The 17,000-nt window shown below is 74.2% G+C and carries 18 protein-coding genes and 1 pseudogene; 13 read left to right on the plus strand and 6 right to left on the minus strand.

Annotation, left to right across the window (positions count from 1 at the left end; translation table 11 throughout):
• Window positions 1-122: 122 nt before the first annotated feature.
• From AB0A65_RS10355 to AB0A65_RS10365, 3 genes are all read right to left on the minus strand, one after another.
• Window positions 123-482 carry a hypothetical protein gene (locus AB0A65_RS10355; RefSeq protein WP_359949455.1) on the minus strand — a complete coding sequence of 120 codons (360 nt, stop codon included), beginning with the start codon at window positions 480-482 and terminating at the stop codon, window positions 123-125.
• Window positions 483-601: 119 nt separating this feature from the next.
• Window positions 602-1,045, minus strand: a complete 444-nt coding sequence (locus AB0A65_RS10360; protein ID WP_359949458.1) for an SRPBCC family protein — start codon at window positions 1,043-1,045, stop codon at window positions 602-604.
• A gap of 64 nt (window positions 1,046-1,109) precedes the next feature.
• On the minus strand, window positions 1,110-1,244 hold the full coding sequence (locus AB0A65_RS10365; RefSeq protein WP_359949461.1) for a hypothetical protein: 135 nt from the start codon (window positions 1,242-1,244) through the stop codon (window positions 1,110-1,112).
• Between the two features lie 64 nt (window positions 1,245-1,308).
• Here AB0A65_RS10365 and AB0A65_RS10370 point away from each other — a divergent pair, with 64 nt between their 5' ends.
• From AB0A65_RS10370 to AB0A65_RS10395, 6 genes are read left to right on the plus strand one after another with little or no spacing between them, the layout of a single operon-like run.
• Window positions 1,309-2,562 (plus strand): sugar ABC transporter substrate-binding protein, encoded by a 1,254-nt coding sequence (locus AB0A65_RS10370; protein WP_359949464.1) that lies wholly within the window; start codon window positions 1,309-1,311, stop codon window positions 2,560-2,562.
• 3 nt (window positions 2,563-2,565) lie between these two features.
• A complete protein-coding gene (locus AB0A65_RS10375) occupies window positions 2,566-3,516 on the plus strand; it encodes a sugar ABC transporter permease (protein WP_359949467.1) in 951 nt (316 codons plus the stop codon).
• Entirely contained in the window at window positions 3,513-4,376 is an 864-nt protein-coding gene (locus AB0A65_RS10380) for a carbohydrate ABC transporter permease (RefSeq protein ID WP_359949470.1), read from the plus strand. The genes AB0A65_RS10375 and AB0A65_RS10380 overlap by 4 nt, the downstream gene beginning before the upstream one ends.
• Before the next feature lie 22 nt (window positions 4,377-4,398).
• Window positions 4,399-5,328: a dihydrodipicolinate synthase family protein gene (locus AB0A65_RS10385; RefSeq protein WP_359949472.1), complete on the plus strand. Its 930-nt coding sequence runs from the start codon at window positions 4,399-4,401 to the stop codon at window positions 5,326-5,328.
• A complete protein-coding gene (locus AB0A65_RS10390) occupies window positions 5,325-6,014 on the plus strand; it encodes an FCD domain-containing protein (RefSeq protein WP_359949475.1) in 690 nt (229 codons plus the stop codon). Before AB0A65_RS10385 ends, AB0A65_RS10390 begins: the two co-directional genes overlap by 4 nt.
• Window positions 6,015-6,073: 59 nt before the next feature.
• Window positions 6,074-6,730 (plus strand): hypothetical protein, encoded by a 657-nt coding sequence (locus tag AB0A65_RS10395; RefSeq protein ID WP_359949478.1) that lies wholly within the window; start codon window positions 6,074-6,076, stop codon window positions 6,728-6,730.
• Window positions 6,731-6,739: 9 nt separating this feature from the next.
• Here AB0A65_RS10395 and AB0A65_RS10400 read toward each other — a convergent pair whose 3' ends face one another.
• Entirely contained in the window at window positions 6,740-7,342 is a 603-nt protein-coding gene (locus tag AB0A65_RS10400) for a helix-turn-helix domain-containing protein (protein WP_359949481.1), read from the minus strand.
• 93 nt (window positions 7,343-7,435) lie between these two features.
• On the opposite strand from AB0A65_RS10400, the gene AB0A65_RS10405 reads away from it, so the two are divergent.
• On the plus strand, window positions 7,436-8,401 hold the full coding sequence (locus AB0A65_RS10405) for an NADP-dependent oxidoreductase (RefSeq protein ID WP_359949484.1): 966 nt from the start codon (window positions 7,436-7,438) through the stop codon (window positions 8,399-8,401).
• Window positions 8,402-8,427: 26 nt separating this feature from the next.
• Here AB0A65_RS10405 and AB0A65_RS10410 read toward each other — a convergent pair whose 3' ends face one another.
• Together AB0A65_RS10410 and AB0A65_RS10415 are read right to left on the minus strand one after the other, a co-directional pair.
• Entirely contained in the window at window positions 8,428-8,802 is a 375-nt protein-coding gene (locus AB0A65_RS10410; protein WP_359949487.1) for a nuclear transport factor 2 family protein, read from the minus strand.
• A gap of 49 nt (window positions 8,803-8,851) precedes the next feature.
• Window positions 8,852-10,051, minus strand: a pseudogene (locus AB0A65_RS10415) (MFS transporter); the annotation flags it as partial.
• 99 nt (window positions 10,052-10,150) lie between these two features.
• On the opposite strand from AB0A65_RS10415, the gene AB0A65_RS10420 reads away from it, so the two are divergent.
• The 6 genes from AB0A65_RS10420 to crtI all read left to right on the plus strand — a co-directional run bounded on the left by AB0A65_RS10420 (window position 10,151) and on the right by crtI (window position 16,999).
• The gene (locus AB0A65_RS10420) at window positions 10,151-11,236 is read left to right on the plus strand and encodes a helix-turn-helix domain-containing protein (protein WP_359949490.1); all 1,086 of its coding nucleotides are present in this window, start codon (window positions 10,151-10,153) and stop codon (window positions 11,234-11,236) included.
• 81 nt (window positions 11,237-11,317) lie between these two features.
• A complete protein-coding gene (locus AB0A65_RS10425; RefSeq protein WP_359949493.1) occupies window positions 11,318-12,862 on the plus strand; it encodes an SDR family oxidoreductase in 1,545 nt (514 codons plus the stop codon).
• A 153-nt stretch (window positions 12,863-13,015) separates the two neighbouring features.
• On the plus strand, window positions 13,016-13,549 hold the full coding sequence (gene idi, locus AB0A65_RS10430; RefSeq protein ID WP_359950066.1) for an isopentenyl-diphosphate Delta-isomerase: 534 nt from the start codon (window positions 13,016-13,018) through the stop codon (window positions 13,547-13,549).
• A complete protein-coding gene (locus AB0A65_RS10435) occupies window positions 13,549-14,616 on the plus strand; it encodes a polyprenyl synthetase family protein (protein WP_359949496.1) in 1,068 nt (355 codons plus the stop codon). The genes idi and AB0A65_RS10435 overlap by 1 nt, the downstream gene beginning before the upstream one ends.
• Window positions 14,613-15,476, plus strand: a complete 864-nt coding sequence (locus AB0A65_RS10440) for a squalene/phytoene synthase family protein (RefSeq protein WP_359949499.1) — start codon at window positions 14,613-14,615, stop codon at window positions 15,474-15,476. The genes AB0A65_RS10435 and AB0A65_RS10440 overlap by 4 nt, the downstream gene beginning before the upstream one ends.
• On the plus strand, window positions 15,473-16,999 hold the full coding sequence (gene crtI / locus AB0A65_RS10445; RefSeq protein ID WP_359949502.1) for a phytoene desaturase family protein: 1,527 nt from the start codon (window positions 15,473-15,475) through the stop codon (window positions 16,997-16,999). The genes AB0A65_RS10440 and crtI overlap by 4 nt, the downstream gene beginning before the upstream one ends.
• Window position 17,000: the final 1 nt, after the last annotated feature.

Consider the following 17,000-nt stretch of genomic DNA (forward strand, 5'->3'; position numbering starts at 1 on the left):
GTCCATGGGGCTCCCTGGAGTGAGTCGGGTGCGGTGCGGCCCCAGCCTATGCCCGCCCGAGCCCATAGTCAACTTATCCTATGGGAATTGTTCAATTCATTGGTAGGGAGCCCCGGGCGGCGCTACGAGGGGGCCGCCTGGGCGAGGAAGCTGTTGAAGATTCGGACCACTTGGTCGAGGAATTTGATGCCGCTCGGTTCGTAGTCGAAGGCGAGTTCGCCGCAGCCCATGGCGATGGGGTCGTTGGGGTCCGGGAGTTCGGTGGTGGAGATGTTCCAGATGACCAGGGCGAAGATGGCGCAGAGGATGACGGCGCGGAGCCAGACGGGGATCTTGGAGCGGCCGACCAGGAGTGCCATGACGAAGGCCGTGACGATCAGGAGGGATCCCGATACGATCTTGCCGCCCCCGAGCAGCACGATGCCGCACAGGCCGGTGAGGACGATGCCCGTCCACATGGCGGTCTTCTTGAAGGTGCCCATCGCGATCCGTTCTCTCGACCCGGACGGGAGGGGTCCCGTCCGATGGGTCCAGTCCACCGCACCGGGCATTGCCCGGGCGTAAACGTGAACGGCAACGCCGCGGCAATGCGGCGCCCTCCCTAGTCGAGGCGCTGCGCGTAGGACGCCAGGTCGTCCGCCATGCGCTGCATGATCATCGGGATGAAGAGCGGCGTCAGCCAGCCGATGCCCGGACGGGCGCGCCAGGTGCCGTGCCATTCGATGCGGGCGCCGCCTTCGGGGGTGGTCGCGAGCTCGATGGCCGTGCGGTAGTCCTTCATCGCCAGGTTGAACGCGTCCTCGTACGACATGCGCTCCTCGGGCACCAGCTCGGTGAGGCGCTCGCCCGTGACGGTCCGGCCCGTGCGGAAGGCGCGGACCGCGCCGACGCCGTCGCGGCCGTCGGAGGCTAGCCCGCTGGAGCGCTCCTCCACCAGTTCGTCGAGACCCGTGGACCAGCGCGGCCAGGCGCGTCCGTCGGCGAGCAGTGCCCAGACGGCGGAGACGGGGGCGGAGGTCGTGGCGCTGACGTGGTATCGAGGCACTGGTGAGTCCCTTCTGGACATTAGATCGCGGCCGGAGGTGTTGCCGCGGTGAGCCTCTCGGAGATTAGAAGAGCTCCCCGGTCCACGTGTAGGAGGGGTCGGCATACCAGGACGATTCGTACCCTGCGCCGTAGCCGTCCCACGCGTCGTGCGCCACCGTGAGGTGCTGGCCGACGCCCGGCCCGGGCTCGATTGACAAGTTATCAGATATCTGATCTACTCCTCCGATCGCGAGTTCCGACGAAGCAACTCCTGGAGGACCAATGACGCGAGCACCCCTCCGCCGCGCGGCCACGGCCGCAGCCGCGGGCACCGCCGCCCTCTCCCTCGCCGCGTGCGGCGCGTTCGGCGGCGGCACCGGCACCGACGAGTCCGCCGCCGGAGACGGCGTGATCACCTTCTGGCACTACTACGGCGACCCGCACGGCGTTCCCCTCGAAGCCGCGCTCGCCCAGTACACCGAGGAGACCGGCGTCGAAGTCGAGCCGAGGTTCATCCCCTTCGAGGACTTCAGCCGCACGCTCCAGCAGCAGGCCGCCGCGGGCGGCCTCCCCGACATCGCGCTCATCAACGCCTACGAGACCGGCCAGCTCGCCGGCGCCGGGATCATCGAGGACCTCAGCGCCTACGCCGACGAGTGGGGCCAGCAGGACGCCTACTACGAGGCCGGCTGGGAGACAGGGCAGGTCGACGGCGCCACGTACGGCATCCCGCACCTCGCCGACGACTACGCGCTCTACTACAACGAGGACGCCCTCGCCGAGGCCGGCGTGGAGGTCCCGACCACCTGGGACGAGATGGAGGCCGCCGCGGCCGCCGTCGCCGACAGCGGCGCCGCCTCCTACGGGCTCGCCATGTCCGGCATCGAAGGCGCCGAGGGCGCCACCGGCATCCTCCTGCGCACCCTCGCCGCGGGCGGGGACCTCGCCGGGTTCGGCGGCGAAGCGGGCGTCGCCGCCCTGGAGTCGATCCAGCGCATGACCGCCTCGGGCGGGCTCTCCGAGGGCTTCCTCACTTGGAACGAGGACGACGCGATGGCGGCGTTCACCAACGGCGAGGCCGCCATGGCGATCAACTCCGCCAGCGCCGTCACCGTCGTCCGCGAGAACGCCCCCGACCTCGCCTGGAACGTGGCCCCGCTGCCCGCCGACGCCACCGAGGCGACCTTCCTGTCCGCCGAGAACCTCGCCATCGGCGCGGGCAGCGGCGACGCCGACGCCGCATGGGACCTCATCGAGTGGCTCCAGCAGCCGAGCGTCCTGGAGGAGTACCTGCCCGAGCGCAACAAGCTCCCCGCGCGCTCCGACGTGCCCGGCGCCGTCACCGACCCGGTCCGGGCCGTCTTCGCCGACCAGCTCGTGAACGCCTGGGCCCCGACCGGGGAGACCGCGCTCCACTCCACCGAGGCGCTCACCATCGTCCAGCAGGCGCTCCAGGCCGTGGTCAGCGGCTCGGCCACCGCCGAAGAGGCCGCGGCCGAGGCGCAGGCCGCCATCGACGAGGCCATGGGGCGCTGACCGGTGGCCGTCGCCGTCCCACCGCGCGCCGACGCCCCGCCGCGGCCGGTCCCGACCGGCCGCGGGCGGGGCCGGGCCCGCCGCCTCCTCGCGCCCCTGCTGTTCACGGCCCCCGCAGTGCTCTTCGTCGGCGCCACCGTCGTTTACCCGCTGCTGTACAGCGTGCTCCAGAGCTTCTTCGACATCGGCCTGCGCGAGGTCGTCCAAGGCGGCGCGCAATGGGTGGGCCTGGACAACTACGCCGACCAGTTCGCCCGCCCGCGCTTCTGGGACTCCTTCGGCGTCTCGGTCGTCTACACCGTGGCGAGCGTGGCGCTCACCTTCGCGATCGGCCTCGGCCTGGCCCTGCTGCTGCGGCGGCCCTTCCGCGGCCGCGACGTGCTGCGGGCGCTCATCCTCGTGGCCTGGGTCCTGCCCACAGTGGTCAGTGCGAACGTGTGGCGGTGGCTCCTCGACGGCAGCTACGGCCTCCTCAACGCGATGCTGCGCGCCCTCGGGCTCATCGACGGCGACCTGTTCTGGCTCGGGCGGCCCGGCGCCGCCGTCGCCGCGGTCGTCTTCGCCACCGCCTGGAGCTTCGCCCCGTTCGCGATGATCCTGCTGGCCGCGGGCCTCGAAGGCATCCCCAAGCGGCTGTACGAGGCCGCGCGCATCGACGGCGCCTCGCCGTGGCGCCAGTTCCGGCACATCACGCTCCCGCAGCTGCGCCCGGTCTCCCTCGCCGCGCTCCTGCTCGTCTTCATCTACACGTTCAAGAACTTCGACACGATCTTCCTCATGACCGCGGGCGGCCCCGGCGGCGCGACCGCGACCCTCCCGGTCTACGCGTACAACGAGGCGTTCGAGTTCTCCCGCTTCGACACCGCGTCGGTCGCCACCACGGTCCTCATGATCGTGCCGATCGCCCTGTCCCTCTTCTACTTCCGGGCCCTGCGGAAGGAGCGCGACGCATGACCGCGACCCACACCCCTGCGACCGGCTCGCGGCGCGACCGCCTCACCCGGCGCTGGCTCGCGACCGCGGGCGTCCTCGCCGCCGCCGTCTACCTCGTCCCCGTCTACTGGATGGTCGTCACCTCCCTCAAGGCCGGCGACGCGGTCTTCCGCGTGCCCCCGGACCTGGTCCCGCTCCCGCCGACCGTCGAGTCCTACACCCGCGCGGTCTTCTCCGACCCCGACATCGCCCGCGGCCTCGCCAACAGCGCGGTCATCGCCGTCGGGACCACCGTCCTCACCCTGCTCATCGCCCTCCCCGCCGCGTACGGCCTGGCGAAGTTCAAGGTCCGCGGCATCGGCGCGGTCATGATGCTCATGCTCATCGTGCAGATGGTCCCCTCGGTCAACCTCGCCCTGCCGATGTTCGTGCTCTTCAGCGGCGCCGGACTGGTCGACTCCTATGCGGGCCTGATCATCGCGAACTGCGCGCTGGCCGTGCCGCTCGCGGTCACGATCCTGCGGCCGTACTTCCTCAGCGTCCCCGAGGAAGTGGTCGAAGCGGCCAAGATGGACGGTTGCAGCGAGCTCGCCTCGTTCGTGCGCATCGCCCTGCCGGTCTCGGTGCCCGGCATCGTCACCGTCGCCGTCGTCAGCTTCCTCGGCGCCTGGGGCGAGTTCGTCTTCGGCCTCTCCCTCGCCACCAGCGAGGGCATCCAGCCGGTCACCATCGTCCTCGCCGAGATCACCAACGAGTTCGGGGTGCGCTGGAACGACCTCATGGCGGTCTCCGCGGTCGTCGCGCTCCCCGTGATCGCGGCCTTCGTCTTCCTCCAGCGGTACATCGTCGCCGGGCTCACCGACGGCGCCACCAAAGCGTGACACGCGCACGAAAGGACAGCTCATGAGCCGGTTCGCATTCTGGGCCGCCGCCCTCGCCCCCTACGACGGGGCCGGGCGCGTGGACCCCGCGCGCATCCCCGAGCAGCTCGGGCACCTCCGCTCGACCGGGGTGCGGGGGGCCTTCGTCAACGGCACCAGCGGCGAGTTCCCGTTCCTCACCGTCGAAGAGCGCATGTCCGTCCTGGAGGCGTGGGCGGCGGCGCGACCGGAGGGCTTCGGGCTCGGCGTCCAGGTCGGCGGGCTGCCGCTGGCGACCACCCGCGAACTCGCGGCCCACGCCAAGGGCCTCGGGGTGGACCTCGTCGCCACCGTCGCGCCCTACTACGGGCAGGCGCCCACCCTCGCCCACCTGGTGCGGTGGCTGGCCGAGGTCGCCGAGGCCGCCGACGGCGTCCCGTTCTGCTACTACCAGATCCCCTCGATGACCGGTCCGGTCCCGCGCCCCAGTGCGGTCGTCGCGGCCGCGTCCGTCGAGATCCCCACCCTCGCCGCGCTGAAGTTCACCGACGAGGACCTCATGGAGCTGGAGGCGATCCGCCTGGCCCGCCCCGACCTCCGCGTCTACTTCGGACGCGACGAGCTGCTGCCCGCCGCGCTCGCGGCCGGCTCGGACGCCGCGATCGGCAGCCTCTACAACGGCCTCGCGCCCCTCGCCCACGCCGTCGTGGACGCCTTCGACCGCGGCGAGATCGCCCAGGCCCACGACCTGCACCGGCCCTTCCGCGACATCGCGCGCGCCGCCACCGGGCCCGGCTTCGTCAAGGAGCTCATGAACCGGCTCGGCCCCGACGTCGGCCCCGCCCGCACCCCCTGGGGCCCGGCCACCGACGCCGACCGCGCCGCGATCGACCGGCTCGTGCCGCTCCTGCGCGACGCGCTCGCAGCGGCGAGCGCCGCACCGTCCGCAGTGCCCGGTACGGTCGTCTCATGAGAGCAGGCGGCCCGATCTACCTCGCCGCGCAGCGCCGGCTGCGCGACTACATCCGCGAGCACGACCTGCTCGCGGGCGACCGGCTCCCCAGCGAGGCCGACCTCGCCGCCGAGCTCGGCGTCAGCCGCCTCTCGATGCGCGAGGCCACGCGCAGCCTCCAGACCCTCGGCGTGATCGAGGCCCGGCACGGCAACGGCCTCTTCGTCTCCGAGTTCTCGTTCAAGCCGATCATCGAGCAGCTCCCGTACGGCCTGGCCGGGACCGGCACCGCCGTCGTCGAGGTGCTCACCGCCCGCGAGGCGATGGAGGCCGGGCTCATGCCCGCGGTCGCGCGCGCCGGGCTCAGCGCCGAACTCCAGCGCTGCGCCGACCTCGCCCGCGAGATGACCGAGCGCGACGAGCGCGGCGAGGACTCCCGCGAACTCGACGAGGAGTTCCACCGCACCCTCTACTCGGGCCTCGGGAACCCGCTGGTGGACAACCTCATCGACCTGTTCTGGCGCCTCTTCGGCGAACTCAGCCGCGAAGTCGGCGGCCGCATGCTCGACCCGGCCCCCGACCGCGGCCTCCTCCACGCCCGCATCATCGACGCCCTCGCCGCCGGAGACGAGGACCTCGCCGTCCGCCGCATGCGCGAGCACTTCGACGACCTCCGCAAACGCATGACCGCCCTCGAAGGCCCCTGACGACCGGGGTGGACGGGGGTGCTGTTGCGCGAAACGATTGCGGCGGTTGAGAATAGGGCGTGGACTCCCTGCTGTTCCTCCTCCTGGCCCTCGCCCACCTCGCCCTGCTCGTCTGGGGGCTGCGGCTCGCCGCCCGGTCCGGATGGCGGGCCGCCGACCTGCCGGTGCTGGTCGTCGCCGCGCTCGTGTACGACAACGGCATGATCGCTGTCGGCCGAGCGATCGGCGAGGGAGCCCTGCTGGAGGGGTTGAACGCGGGCCGGTTCTGGCTGCACGCCTTCGTGACGCCGCTGCTCGTGATCTGGTCCTGGGACGCGGTGCGCCGGGCCGGATCGCCCTGGGCCGCGAAGGCACGGGCCCGGTGGGCCGCGATCGGCCTCGCGCTCGCACTGGTCGCGATCGAACTGGTCACCGTCGTGGCCGGACTGGAACTGCGGGTCCGCGACGAGCACGGCGCCCTGAGCTACACCTCCGACCACGCGGGCGGGCCGCCGCTCATGGTCCTCGTCGTCGCGGCCGTCCTCGTCATCGCAGGCGCGATCGTGTGGCGCCGCCAGTCCTGGCCGTGGCTCCTCGCGGGCGCGGTCCTCATGGCGCTCGGCTCCGGCCTGCCGATCCCCGTCCCCAGCGCGGCCGCGACCAACGTCTTCGAGGTCCTGCTCCTCACCGGGATCATCGCGACCACGGCCAGGCAGGACGCCCTCGAACGGCGCTGAGGCCCAAGCTCAGGCGAGCGTCGGCGCCTCGGCAGGCAGCGGGCGGGCCCCTTCGGGGCGCAGCCCGTCGAGGATGACGCCGAGGTAGCGGCGCCACAGGTCCGGCGAGGCGTCCGGGACGTACCCGGCGATGTAGTTCGGCGCGCACATCAGCAGGAACACGTCGGTCCCCGTGATGTCGGCGCGGAGCACTCCCTCCTCGCGGGCCCGGTCGACGATCCGGTCGATGGTCCCCGTCATCCGGTCGCGGGCGGCGGCGACCTCGGGCATCGACCCGGCGGCCTCGGCCAGGAACGAGAGGTCGCGCTCCTGGCGCTGTCCCGCTGCGGCGGTGAGGAACTCGTGCAGGGCCGCGGCGGCGTCGGCGGCGGCGAGCAGCTCCTCGCCGCGGTGGTGCAGCTCGTCCATGCGGTCGGTGAGGATCGCGGCGACCAGGTCGTCCTTGGTCGCGAAGTGGCGGAAGACCGTGCCCTTGCCGACCCCGGCGCGCCGGGCGATGTCGGCGACCGAGGCGTCGAGGCCGTGCTCGGCGAACTCGTCGGCGGCCGCGGCCAGGAGGAGCCTGCGGTTGCGCACGGCGTCGGCGCGGGGCGGTCGGGCAGCGGCGGTCATGGGGACACCCTACCAAGTTGACCGCGCGGTCCGTTTAATGCTAGCGTCCCTCGAATAAAGTGACCGAACGGTCCGTTTACTGGAGGACGCATCATGAAGGCAGTCGCCGCATTCGACTACGGCCCGCCCGAGGGCTACACCGTCACCGAGCTCCCCGCCCCGGTGCCCGGCCCCGGCCAGATCCAGGTGCGCATCGCCGCGGCCTCGGTCAACCCCGCCGACGTCAAGGTCCCCAGCGGCGAGTTCCGCCGCGACTTCCCCCTTGAGTTCCCGTACGTCCCGGGCAACGACTTCGCCGGCACCGTCAGCGAAGTCGGACCGGGCGTGGACGCCTACCGCGTCGGGGACGAGGTCTTCGGCCAGGCCGTCCCGCGGGCGCTGAAGGCGCTGGCCGGGCCCGGCCGGGTCTCGCTGGGGACCGGATCGCTCGCCGAGTACGCGGTCTACGAGGCCGACACGCCCTTCATCGCCCACCGGCCCGCGGGCCTCGACGTCGAGACCGCCGCGGCACTGCCCACGGTCGGCCTCACCGCCCGCGCCCTCATGGCCGCGGCCGAGGTCCCCGCCGGGGCCACGGTGCTCGTCGTCGGCGCCACCGGCGGCGTCGGCACCACCGTCGTGCCGCTGCTCGCGAAGCGCGCCAAGGTCATCGCCACCGCGACCCCCGCCGACGAGGAGCTCCTCCGGAGCCTCGGCGCCGCCTCGGTCATCGGCTACGACCCGGCCGGGTACCCCTCGGACGTGGACGTCGCCTTCAACCTGGTGCTGCCGGGAGACCGGCTCGCCGCCCTGGGCGCGGCCCTGCGCCCCGGCGGTCGCCTCGTGACCATCACCTTCCCGGTCACGCAACCGGAGTCGCTGGGCCGCACCGACGTCGACCTGCGGTTCGTGCTCGACATGGAAGGCCGCTTCGGCGGCATGAGCGAGGTCGCCGAAGCCGCCGTGCGGGGCGAACTCGACGTCACCGTCGGCCGCCGCTACACCCTCGACCAAGGGCCGCAGGCGATCGCGGACTTCGCGGGCCGCCACACCACCGGGAAACTGGTGGTGCGCATGTAGCGGGGGAGGGGCCGGCCCGCGGCCCCTCAGTACCGCTCGACGAGGTGCTCGCGGCCCGGGGGCGGGTCGTAGGGTTCGGGCCAGAAGTCGGTGACGCGGATGATCAGGCCGGCCTCGTCGAAGTCGAGCCAGACGCAGGCGGCCTGGTGGTCCTCGCCGATCCAGAAGTCCACCAGGGCCGCGGCGTGCCGCCCCTCGGTGACCACCCGCCGCGCCTCCAGGCGCCACTCGCCGGGGTACTCCCGGTTGAAGCGGACGTACCGCTCGCGGCCGACGATCCGCTCCCTCGTCTGCGGCATCTCGTACACCACGTCCTCCGCGAGCAGGGCGCCGAACGCGGCCCAGTCGCGGGCGTCGAGAGTGGAGAAGTACTCGGCGGCGGCGCCCTCGCGATCGGTCATCCCGCCATCGTAAGCGCCGGGACCGACGACCGGTGTCGCTCGCGCTCCGGCCCTCTCGATCCTGTTCCGCCGCAACGGCAGCGGAGGAGACGAGGGTCGCCGCCGCGAGGCCGCCCCAGAGCGCGAGCGGGCCGAGCGCGGCGAGGGCGGTGATGACCGCCGGGGACACGGCGAGGCCCAGGCCCGTGGAGAACTGGAAGCGGGCGAGGGCGCGGCCCATCGCGCGGGGCGGGGCCAGCGCCGTGACGAGCGCGGTGGCGCTGCCCGCGTACAGGATCTCGCCGAGCGTGCAGACCACGGACACCGCCGCGACGGCCGGGGCGGCCCAGCCGTGCCCCAGCGAGGCCGCGGCGAGGAAGCCGAGGTAGGACGCGGCGATGATCACGCCGCTCCACGCCAGCACCGACCGGCGCGGGTAGCGCGACAGCAGGACGGTGAGCGGGACCTGCAAGGTGACCACCAGGACCGTGTTCGCCACGAACACGGCCGCCGCCCACGCGGGGGACGCGTCGAGCTGGGTCACCAGGATCAGGGGGAGCGCGATCTCGGGGACGTTGAGGCAGAACGTGTACACGACGTTCGCGGCGAGCAGCGAACGCATCCGCGGCGCCGGACCCTCGGGGCGGTCCCCTTCCGGCGCAACGGCATCGTCCGCCCGCAGGTGGACCGACCAGGTCAGGCCCGCCGCGACGAGGTAGGCGAGGCCCGTGACCGCGGCCAGGGCCTGCAACGCCGCGGCGCCGCCGGTCAGGAACGCGAGCGCGAGGAGCGCCCCCGCGCCCATGCCCGCGTTGCGCAGGGCGCGGCCCGCCGCGAGGGCGGCGTCGCGCTCGCGGCCCTGTGCGACCGTGGCGACGACGGCGGCGTGGGCGGCGGGCCACGCCTGGTTGCCGACGCCGAGGAACAGCGCCGCAGCGGCGAACGTCCACACGTTCCCCGCCGGGGCGGCGAGCAGCAGCGCCACGCCGACCACGCGCACCAGCATCGACGCCGCCACGACCGTGCTCCGCGCGCCCCGGTCCAGCCAGTGGCCCACTACGGGCGTGCAGGCGAGGGCCGCGACGATGCCCGCGGTCATCGCGAGGCCGGTGGCGGGCGCGGACAGGCCCAGCACCGTCACGCCGTAGAGCAGCAGGAACGGCCGGAGCAGGCCGGTGCCGAGCGCGTCCACGGCCAGGGCGGCGGCGTAGCGGGGGCCGCCGGAGGCGCGGACGAGGCCGCGCGGCCGGATCTTCACGGTGGTTGCCATGGCGTCAAACATGCGTTCGCGCGCAAGACCGGCCGCGTCGATTGACGGTGTTCGTCAACCGACGCGGCCGCCGCGGCCGCGAGCGCGGAGAATGGGGGCATGGCGTTGAGGATCGACATCGGCGGAGCGCCGCCCGAGCGGCTGCGGTTCGCCGTCTCCCCGCTGGCGGAGCTGACCGCGATGCTGCACGTGCTCGCCGAGCCCGCGCACCACCCGCAGCTGTCCGGCTGGGCGGGCGGCGTCTGGGCGCGCCTGCGGCCCGAGCTGGCCGACCGGCTCAAGGAGGCCGAGTTCCTCTGGCGCTCTTCACGGGCCGACTTCCTCGTCCCGTCCCGCCCCCGGCCCACCCTCGCCGAGGAGCTGGACGACGTCGACAAGATCGATGATGAGGCGTACGTGACCGCCGCGCTGGTCACCACCTGCGGCAGCAACCGGGTCCACTTCCCCGGCGCGTCGCCGCTCGCCGACCCGGCCGGCCGCGACCGGGCCCTGGGCCTCGCGCAGGCCCGCGGCGCGGTCCAGGAGGCGTTCGCCGAACGGCTGCTCGCCGACCCCGCCGCCGTGCGGGCGCGCGTGCGCGACACCCTCGAACAGTGCGCCGAGGCGTTCTTCGACGCCGCCTGGAGCCGGGTCGCCGTGCAGCTCGCCAACGACCGGCGCCTCAAGAACGACCTCCTCGCGCACCGAGGGGTCGAGGCGGCGCTCGCCGCGGTCTCCGGGGCCGTCGCCCTCGCGCCCGGCGGCGGCGCCATCGTCGTGGACAAGTTGCAGGACACCGCGACCGCCGCCGACGGCGCCGGAGTCACGTTCCTGCCCACCGTCTTCGGCCGCCCGCACCTCGTGGCGGTGTACGCGCGCGGGTGGCGGCCGGTGGTCCAGTACCCCGTTGCCGAGCCGGACTCGCCCGAGCCCGTCCCGCTGGAGACGGTCACGCTGCGGCTGGAGGCCCTCGCGCACCCCGTGCGGCTGCGCCTCCTGCGCACCCTCGCCCGCGGCCCGCACACCACCGGCGAACTCGCGAACGCCTGGCAGCTCTCGCCCCCGGAGGTCTCCCGCCACCTCGCCGTCCTGCGCCGCGCGGGCCTGCTCACGGCCGAGCGCCACGGCCGCTACGTCCGCTACACCCTCAACCTGCCCGACCTCACGGGCCTGGGAACCGACCTCCTGGCGGCCGTCCTGCGCTGACCGGGCCACGCCGATCCCGCCGTGATCGGGACGGTCGGCGGTCCGCTCCCATAGGCTGCTCGGGACGGCTGGGGGGCACGGATGGACGGGACGGATCTGACGGCGCCGAGCGGGCGCGAGCCCGAGTACCGCTGGACCCCCGCGACTCCGGGGGAGCCCCGCCCGCTGGTGCTGCTGCTCGGCGCGACCGGGTACATCGGCGGCCGCCTCCTCCCGCGGCTCCTCAACGCCGGGTACCGCGTCCGGGTCCTCACCAGGCGGCCCGAGCGGGCCGGCGGCCTCGCCTCGCCCGACGTCGAAGTGGTGAAGGGCGACGCCGCCGACCCGGCCGCGGTGCGGCGGGCCGCCGAAGGCGCCCGGTTCGCGTACCACCTCATCCACTCGATGACCGACCGGCGCAACTTCCAGCAGCGCGACCGGCTCATCGCCCGCAACGTCGCCCGCGCCGCCGCGGCCGCCGGAACCGAGCGCATCGTGTACCTCGGCGGGCTCTCGCCGCGCACCGGCCCGCTCTCCGAGCACCTCGCGTCGCGTCGCGAGGTCGGCGAGATCCTCCAGCGGTCCGGTGTCCCGGTCCTCATCCTCCAGGCGGGCGTCGTCATCGGAGCGGGCTCGGCCTCCTTCGAGATGATCCGGCACCTCACCGAGGTCCTCCCGGTGATGACCGCCCCGCGCTGGGTCCGCAACCGCATCCAGCCCATCGCGATCCGCGACGTCCTCCACTACCTCCTCGCCGCACTCCGCGCCGAGGACGCCAACGGCGCCTACGACATCGGCGGCCCCGACGTGCTCCGCTACGACCAGATGATGAACGGCTACGCCCGCGTCGCCGGGCTCCCGCCCCGCCGCATCCTCGCCCTCCCCGTCCTCACCCCGCGCCTGGCCTCGCACTGGGTCGGGCTCGTGACCCCGGTGCCCCGCAACCTCGCGCGCCCCCTCGTCGAATCGCTCCAGCACGACTGCGTCATGCACGACCACCGCATCGACGACCTCATCCCGCCCCCGCCCGGCGGCCTCGTCCGCTACGGCGACGCGGTGCGACTCGCCCTCGGCCGCATCGAGGTCGACCGCGTCGAGACCAGCTGGGTCGACGCCACCGTCGCCCACGCCCCCAGCGACCCCCTGCCCGGCGACCCCGATTGGGCCGGGCGCGTCGTCTACACCGACGAGCGCACCGTCGCCACCACCGCGAGCCCCGAGGCGCTCTGGCGCGTCATCGCGGGCATCGGCGGCGAGAACGGCTGGTACTCCACGCCCCTGCTGTGGGCCGCCCGCGGCTGGGGCGACCGCGCGTTCGGCGGCGTCGGCCTCCAGCGGGGACGCCGCAGCCGCACCCGAATCCGCGTCGGCGACAGCATCGACTTCTGGCGCGTCGAGGCGTGCGAGCCCGGGCGCCTCCTGCGGCTCAAGGCCGAGATGCGCCTCCCCGGCCTCGCCTGGCTCGACTTCGCCTGCGAGACGGGCAAAGTCACCCGCTACCGCCAGCGCGCCGTGTTCTTCCCGCACGGCCTCGCCGGGCGCCTCTACTGGCTCGCGGTGCTCCCCTTCCACGGATTCGTGTTCGCGGGGATGGCCCGCCGCATCGTCGCCATCGCCGAGACCGAGGGCCCCGCCGGCGAGCCGTGACGGCCCGCGAGCTGCGACGGGACCCGCCGGAAAAAAATCCGGTCCGGGACCAATCCGAAACCCGGCCGGCTCCGAATGGGTGCTCAAGATCCAGGAGAGGACGTGAGTCATGGACGGAACCGCGGCACGGGACGCGGGGAGGGGACGGGCGCCATGGGCGACGACGTGATCCTCCTCGACGAGGCCGGGAACGCGATCGGGACCGCGCCGAAGGCTACGGTCCACACCCGCGCGACCCCGCTCCACCTGGCGTTCTCCTGCCACGTCACCGGACCCGGCGGGAAGCTGCTCGTCACCCGCCGGTCCCTGGCGAAGACAGCCTGGCCCGGCGTGTGGACCAACGCGTTCTGCGGCCACCCGCGGCCCGGCGAGTCCTTCGAGGACGCCATCGCGCGCCACGCCGAACGCGAACTCGGCCTGCGGGTCACCGCGGTCGCGTCCGCGATCCCCCATTTCCGCTACCGGGCCGTCGACCCCTCCGGGATCGTCGAGCACGAGGTCTGCCCGGTCTACACCGCGACTGCCGCCGGCCCCGTCCACGCCGACCCGGCCGAGGTCATGGACACCGCCTGGACCGAACCGCGCGACCTCGCCGCCGCCATCGCCGCCGCCCCCTGGGCCTTCAGCCCCTGGCTCGTCCTCCAGGCCCCCGGCCTGGACCTGCTCCGCCCCGAAGGTGAACCGTGATGACCCCCGACGACGGCCGGACCGCCGTCCACGATGCCGTCGACACCGCCGTCGACCGCGCCCTCGGGCGCCTCGTCGCGCAGGGCCGCGCCCGCGACGCCCGCTCCGCGGTCCTCGCCGAAGCCGCCCGCGACGCCGCCTCCGGCGGGAAGCGGTTCCGGCCCCGCCTGGTCGCCGAGTCCCACCGCGCCTTCGGCGGCAGCGGCACCGCCGACGCCGCGGTCGCCGACGTCGCCGCTGGATTCGAGCTGCTGCACACCGCGTTCGTCGTCCACGACGACGTCATCGACGGCGACACCGAGCGCCGCGGCCGCCCCAACACCTCCGGCCTCTTCCGCGCCGGAGCCCGCGCCGAGGGGGCCACGCCCGCCCGCGCCGCGCGCTACGGCGACGCCGCCTCCATCCTCGTCGGCGACGTCCTCCTCTACGAGGCCGTGCGCCTCATCGCCGCCGCCGACCTCCCCGCCGGGCCCCGCCGCCGACTCCTCGACCTCCTCGACGACGTCATCCTCCTCTCGGCCGCAGGCGAACTCGCCGACGTCGAGTACGCGACCCTCCCGGCCCCGCCCGCCCCCGAAGCGGTGCTCGCCGCCGCCCGCGACAAGACCGCCGTCTACTCCATCAGCGCCCCGCTCCAAGCGGGCGCGATCCTCGCGGGCGCCCCCGATGACGCCGTGGACGCGCTCGGCGCGGCCGGGCGCGCCCTCGGCCTGGCGTTCCAGCTCGCCGACGACCTCATCGGCGCGTTCGGCACCGCGGGCCAGGCGGGCCGCGCCCCCGGCGCCGACCTGCGCGAAGGCAAGCACACCGCGCTCGTCGCGATGGCCCGCCAGAGCGGCTCCTGGCCCGAAGTGGAGGCCGCGCTCGCGCTGGCGCCCGACGGGCCCGCAGGGGTGCGGGCCGCGCGGGAGGCCCTGGAGGCGTGCGGGGCCCGCAAGCGGGTCCACGCCCTGATCGAGGAGACCCTGGACGCCGCCCGCGAGCGCTGGTCCCGCGCCCCAGTTCCCGAAGCGTCCAAGCGGATGCTCGGGAACCTCACCGACGTCATCGAGGAGCGCACCCCGTGAACGACCCCGACGGACTCGACCTCTACCACCGCACCGCGATGCGCGCCGCCGCCGAGGTCATCGCCGCGTACTCGACGTCCTTCGGCCTCGCCTGCCGGCTGCTCGGACCGCGGGTGCGCCCGCACGTGCGCGCCGTGTACGCGCTGGTGCGCGTCGCCGACGAGGTCGTGGACGGCCCCGCCGCGGCGGCAGGGCTCGACCCGGCCGCCACCCGCCACGTGCTCGACGACTTCGAGGCGCACACGCTCCTCGCGATCGATGAGGGCTTCAGCACCAACCTCGTCGTCCACGCCTTCGCGCTCACCGCGCGCGAGTGCGGCATCGGCCCGGACCTGGTGCGGCCCTTCTTCGCGTCGATGCGCGCCGACCTCGACGTCACCGAGCACGACGACCGGTCGCTGCGCCGGTACGTGTATGGCTCCGCGGAGGCGGTCGGCCTCATGTGCCTCCAGGTGTTCCGCAACGCCGGGCGCCCCGGCACCGACCGTGCGGACCCCCTGATCAGCGAGGGCGCGCGGCGCCTCGGGGCGGCGTTCCAGGAGATCAACTTCCTGCGCGACGCCGACCACGACCGCACCCGCCTGGGCCGCGACTACCTCGGCGTGGACGACGCCCCGGACGCCCGCGCGGCCGTCCTCGACCGCATCGACCGCGACCTGCGCGCGGCCCGCGCGTGCATCCCGCTGCTGCCCAAGGACTGCCGCCGGGCCGTGGCCGCCGCGCACGGCCTGTTCGCGGCGCTCGCCGTGCGGCTGCGCGAGGACGACGGCACCGGCCGGGTCCGGGTCTCCAACTGGCGCAAGGCGGTCATCGCCGCGAGGGTCTCGCTCGTCCCGTCCCAGCGGGGAGGCGCCGCATGAAGGCGATCGTCATCGGCGCGGGCATCTCGGGCCTGGCGGCGGCGGGCCTGCTCGCCGCGGACGGCCACGACGTCACCGTCCTGGAGGCCCGCGGCGCGACCGGGGGCCGCGCCGGGTCCTGGGAGCACGGCGGCTTCCGCTTCGACACCGGCCCGAGCTGGTACCTCATGCCCGAGGTCTTCGAGCACTACTTCCACCTCATGGGCACCACGGCCGCAAGGGAACTCGACCTGGTGCGCCTCGCCCCGGCGTTCCGCGCGCACTTCGAGCCGCCCGGGGCCGGGCCGGTCGACGTGGTCTCTGGCCGCGAGCAGGCGACCGCCCTGTTCGAGCGGATCGAGACCGGCGCGGGCCCGCGCCTGGGGTCCTACCTGGACTCGGCCCGCGACGCGTACGAGCTCGCGGTGGGCCGCTTCCTCTACGACACGTACGAGACGACCGCGGGCCTGCGCGACCCCGCGCTGCTGCGGCGCCTGCCCGCGCTCGCGCCGCTGCTCACCCGGTCGCTCGCCGCGCACGTCGAGCGCCGCTTCAGCGACCGGCGGCTGCGCCAGATCCTCGGCTACCCGGCGGTCTTCCTCGGCAGCTCCCCGTACCGGGCGCCCAGCCTGTACCACCTCATGAGCCACCTCGACCTCGCCGACGGCGTGCTCTATCCCATGGGCGGCTTCACGAGCGTCATCGCCGCGGTCGAGCGCCTCGCCGCGGCCGCGGGCGCGAAGATCGAGACCGGCGCGCCCGTCGCGCGCATCCTCACCCGCGACGGGCACGCGCGCGGCGTGCGCCTCGCCGACGGCGGCGAACTCGACGCGGACCTCGTCGTCTCCACCGCCGACCTGCACCACACCGAGACCGCGCTCCTCGGCGACCGCGAGCGCACCTACCCCGAGTCGTGGTGGCGGCGGCGCTCCCCGGGCCCGGGCGCGCTCCTGCTCATGCTCGGCGTGGACGGCGAGCTGCCGCAGCTCGCCCACCACAACCTGCTGTTCACCCGCGACTGGAAGGCGAACTTCGACGCGGTCTTCGGGCGCCGCAAGCGTATCCCCGACCCCGCCTCGATCTACGTGTGCCGCCCCAGCGCCACCGACCCCACGGCCGCCCCGCCGGGGAGCGAGAACCTGTTCGTCCTCGTCCCGGTCCCCGCCGACCCCGGCATCGGCCGCGGCGGCGACCCCGGCGTCGAGGCCGCCGCCGACCGCGTCGTCGCGCAGATCGCCGACTGGTGCGGCGTCGGCGACCTCGCCGAGCGCATCACGGTGCGCCGCACCGTCGCCCCGGGGGACTTCGCCGCCGACCTGAACGCCTGGAGCGGCAACGCGCTCGGCCTGGAGCACACGCTCCGCCAGAGCGCGGTCTTCCGGCCACGCAACGCCTCCCGCAAAGTGCGGGGCCTGTACTACGCGGGGGCCTCGGCCCTGCCGGGCATCGGCCTGCCGATGTGCCTGATCTCGGCCGAACTCGTCCTCAAACGGGTCCGCGGCGACCGCTCGCCCGGCCCCCTCCCCGAACCCGGAGCCGAATGAC

Source organism: Glycomyces sp. NPDC047010 (genome assembly GCF_040644205.1).
In the GTDB taxonomy this organism is placed as follows: Bacteria; Actinomycetota; Actinomycetes; order Mycobacteriales; family Micromonosporaceae; genus Glycomyces.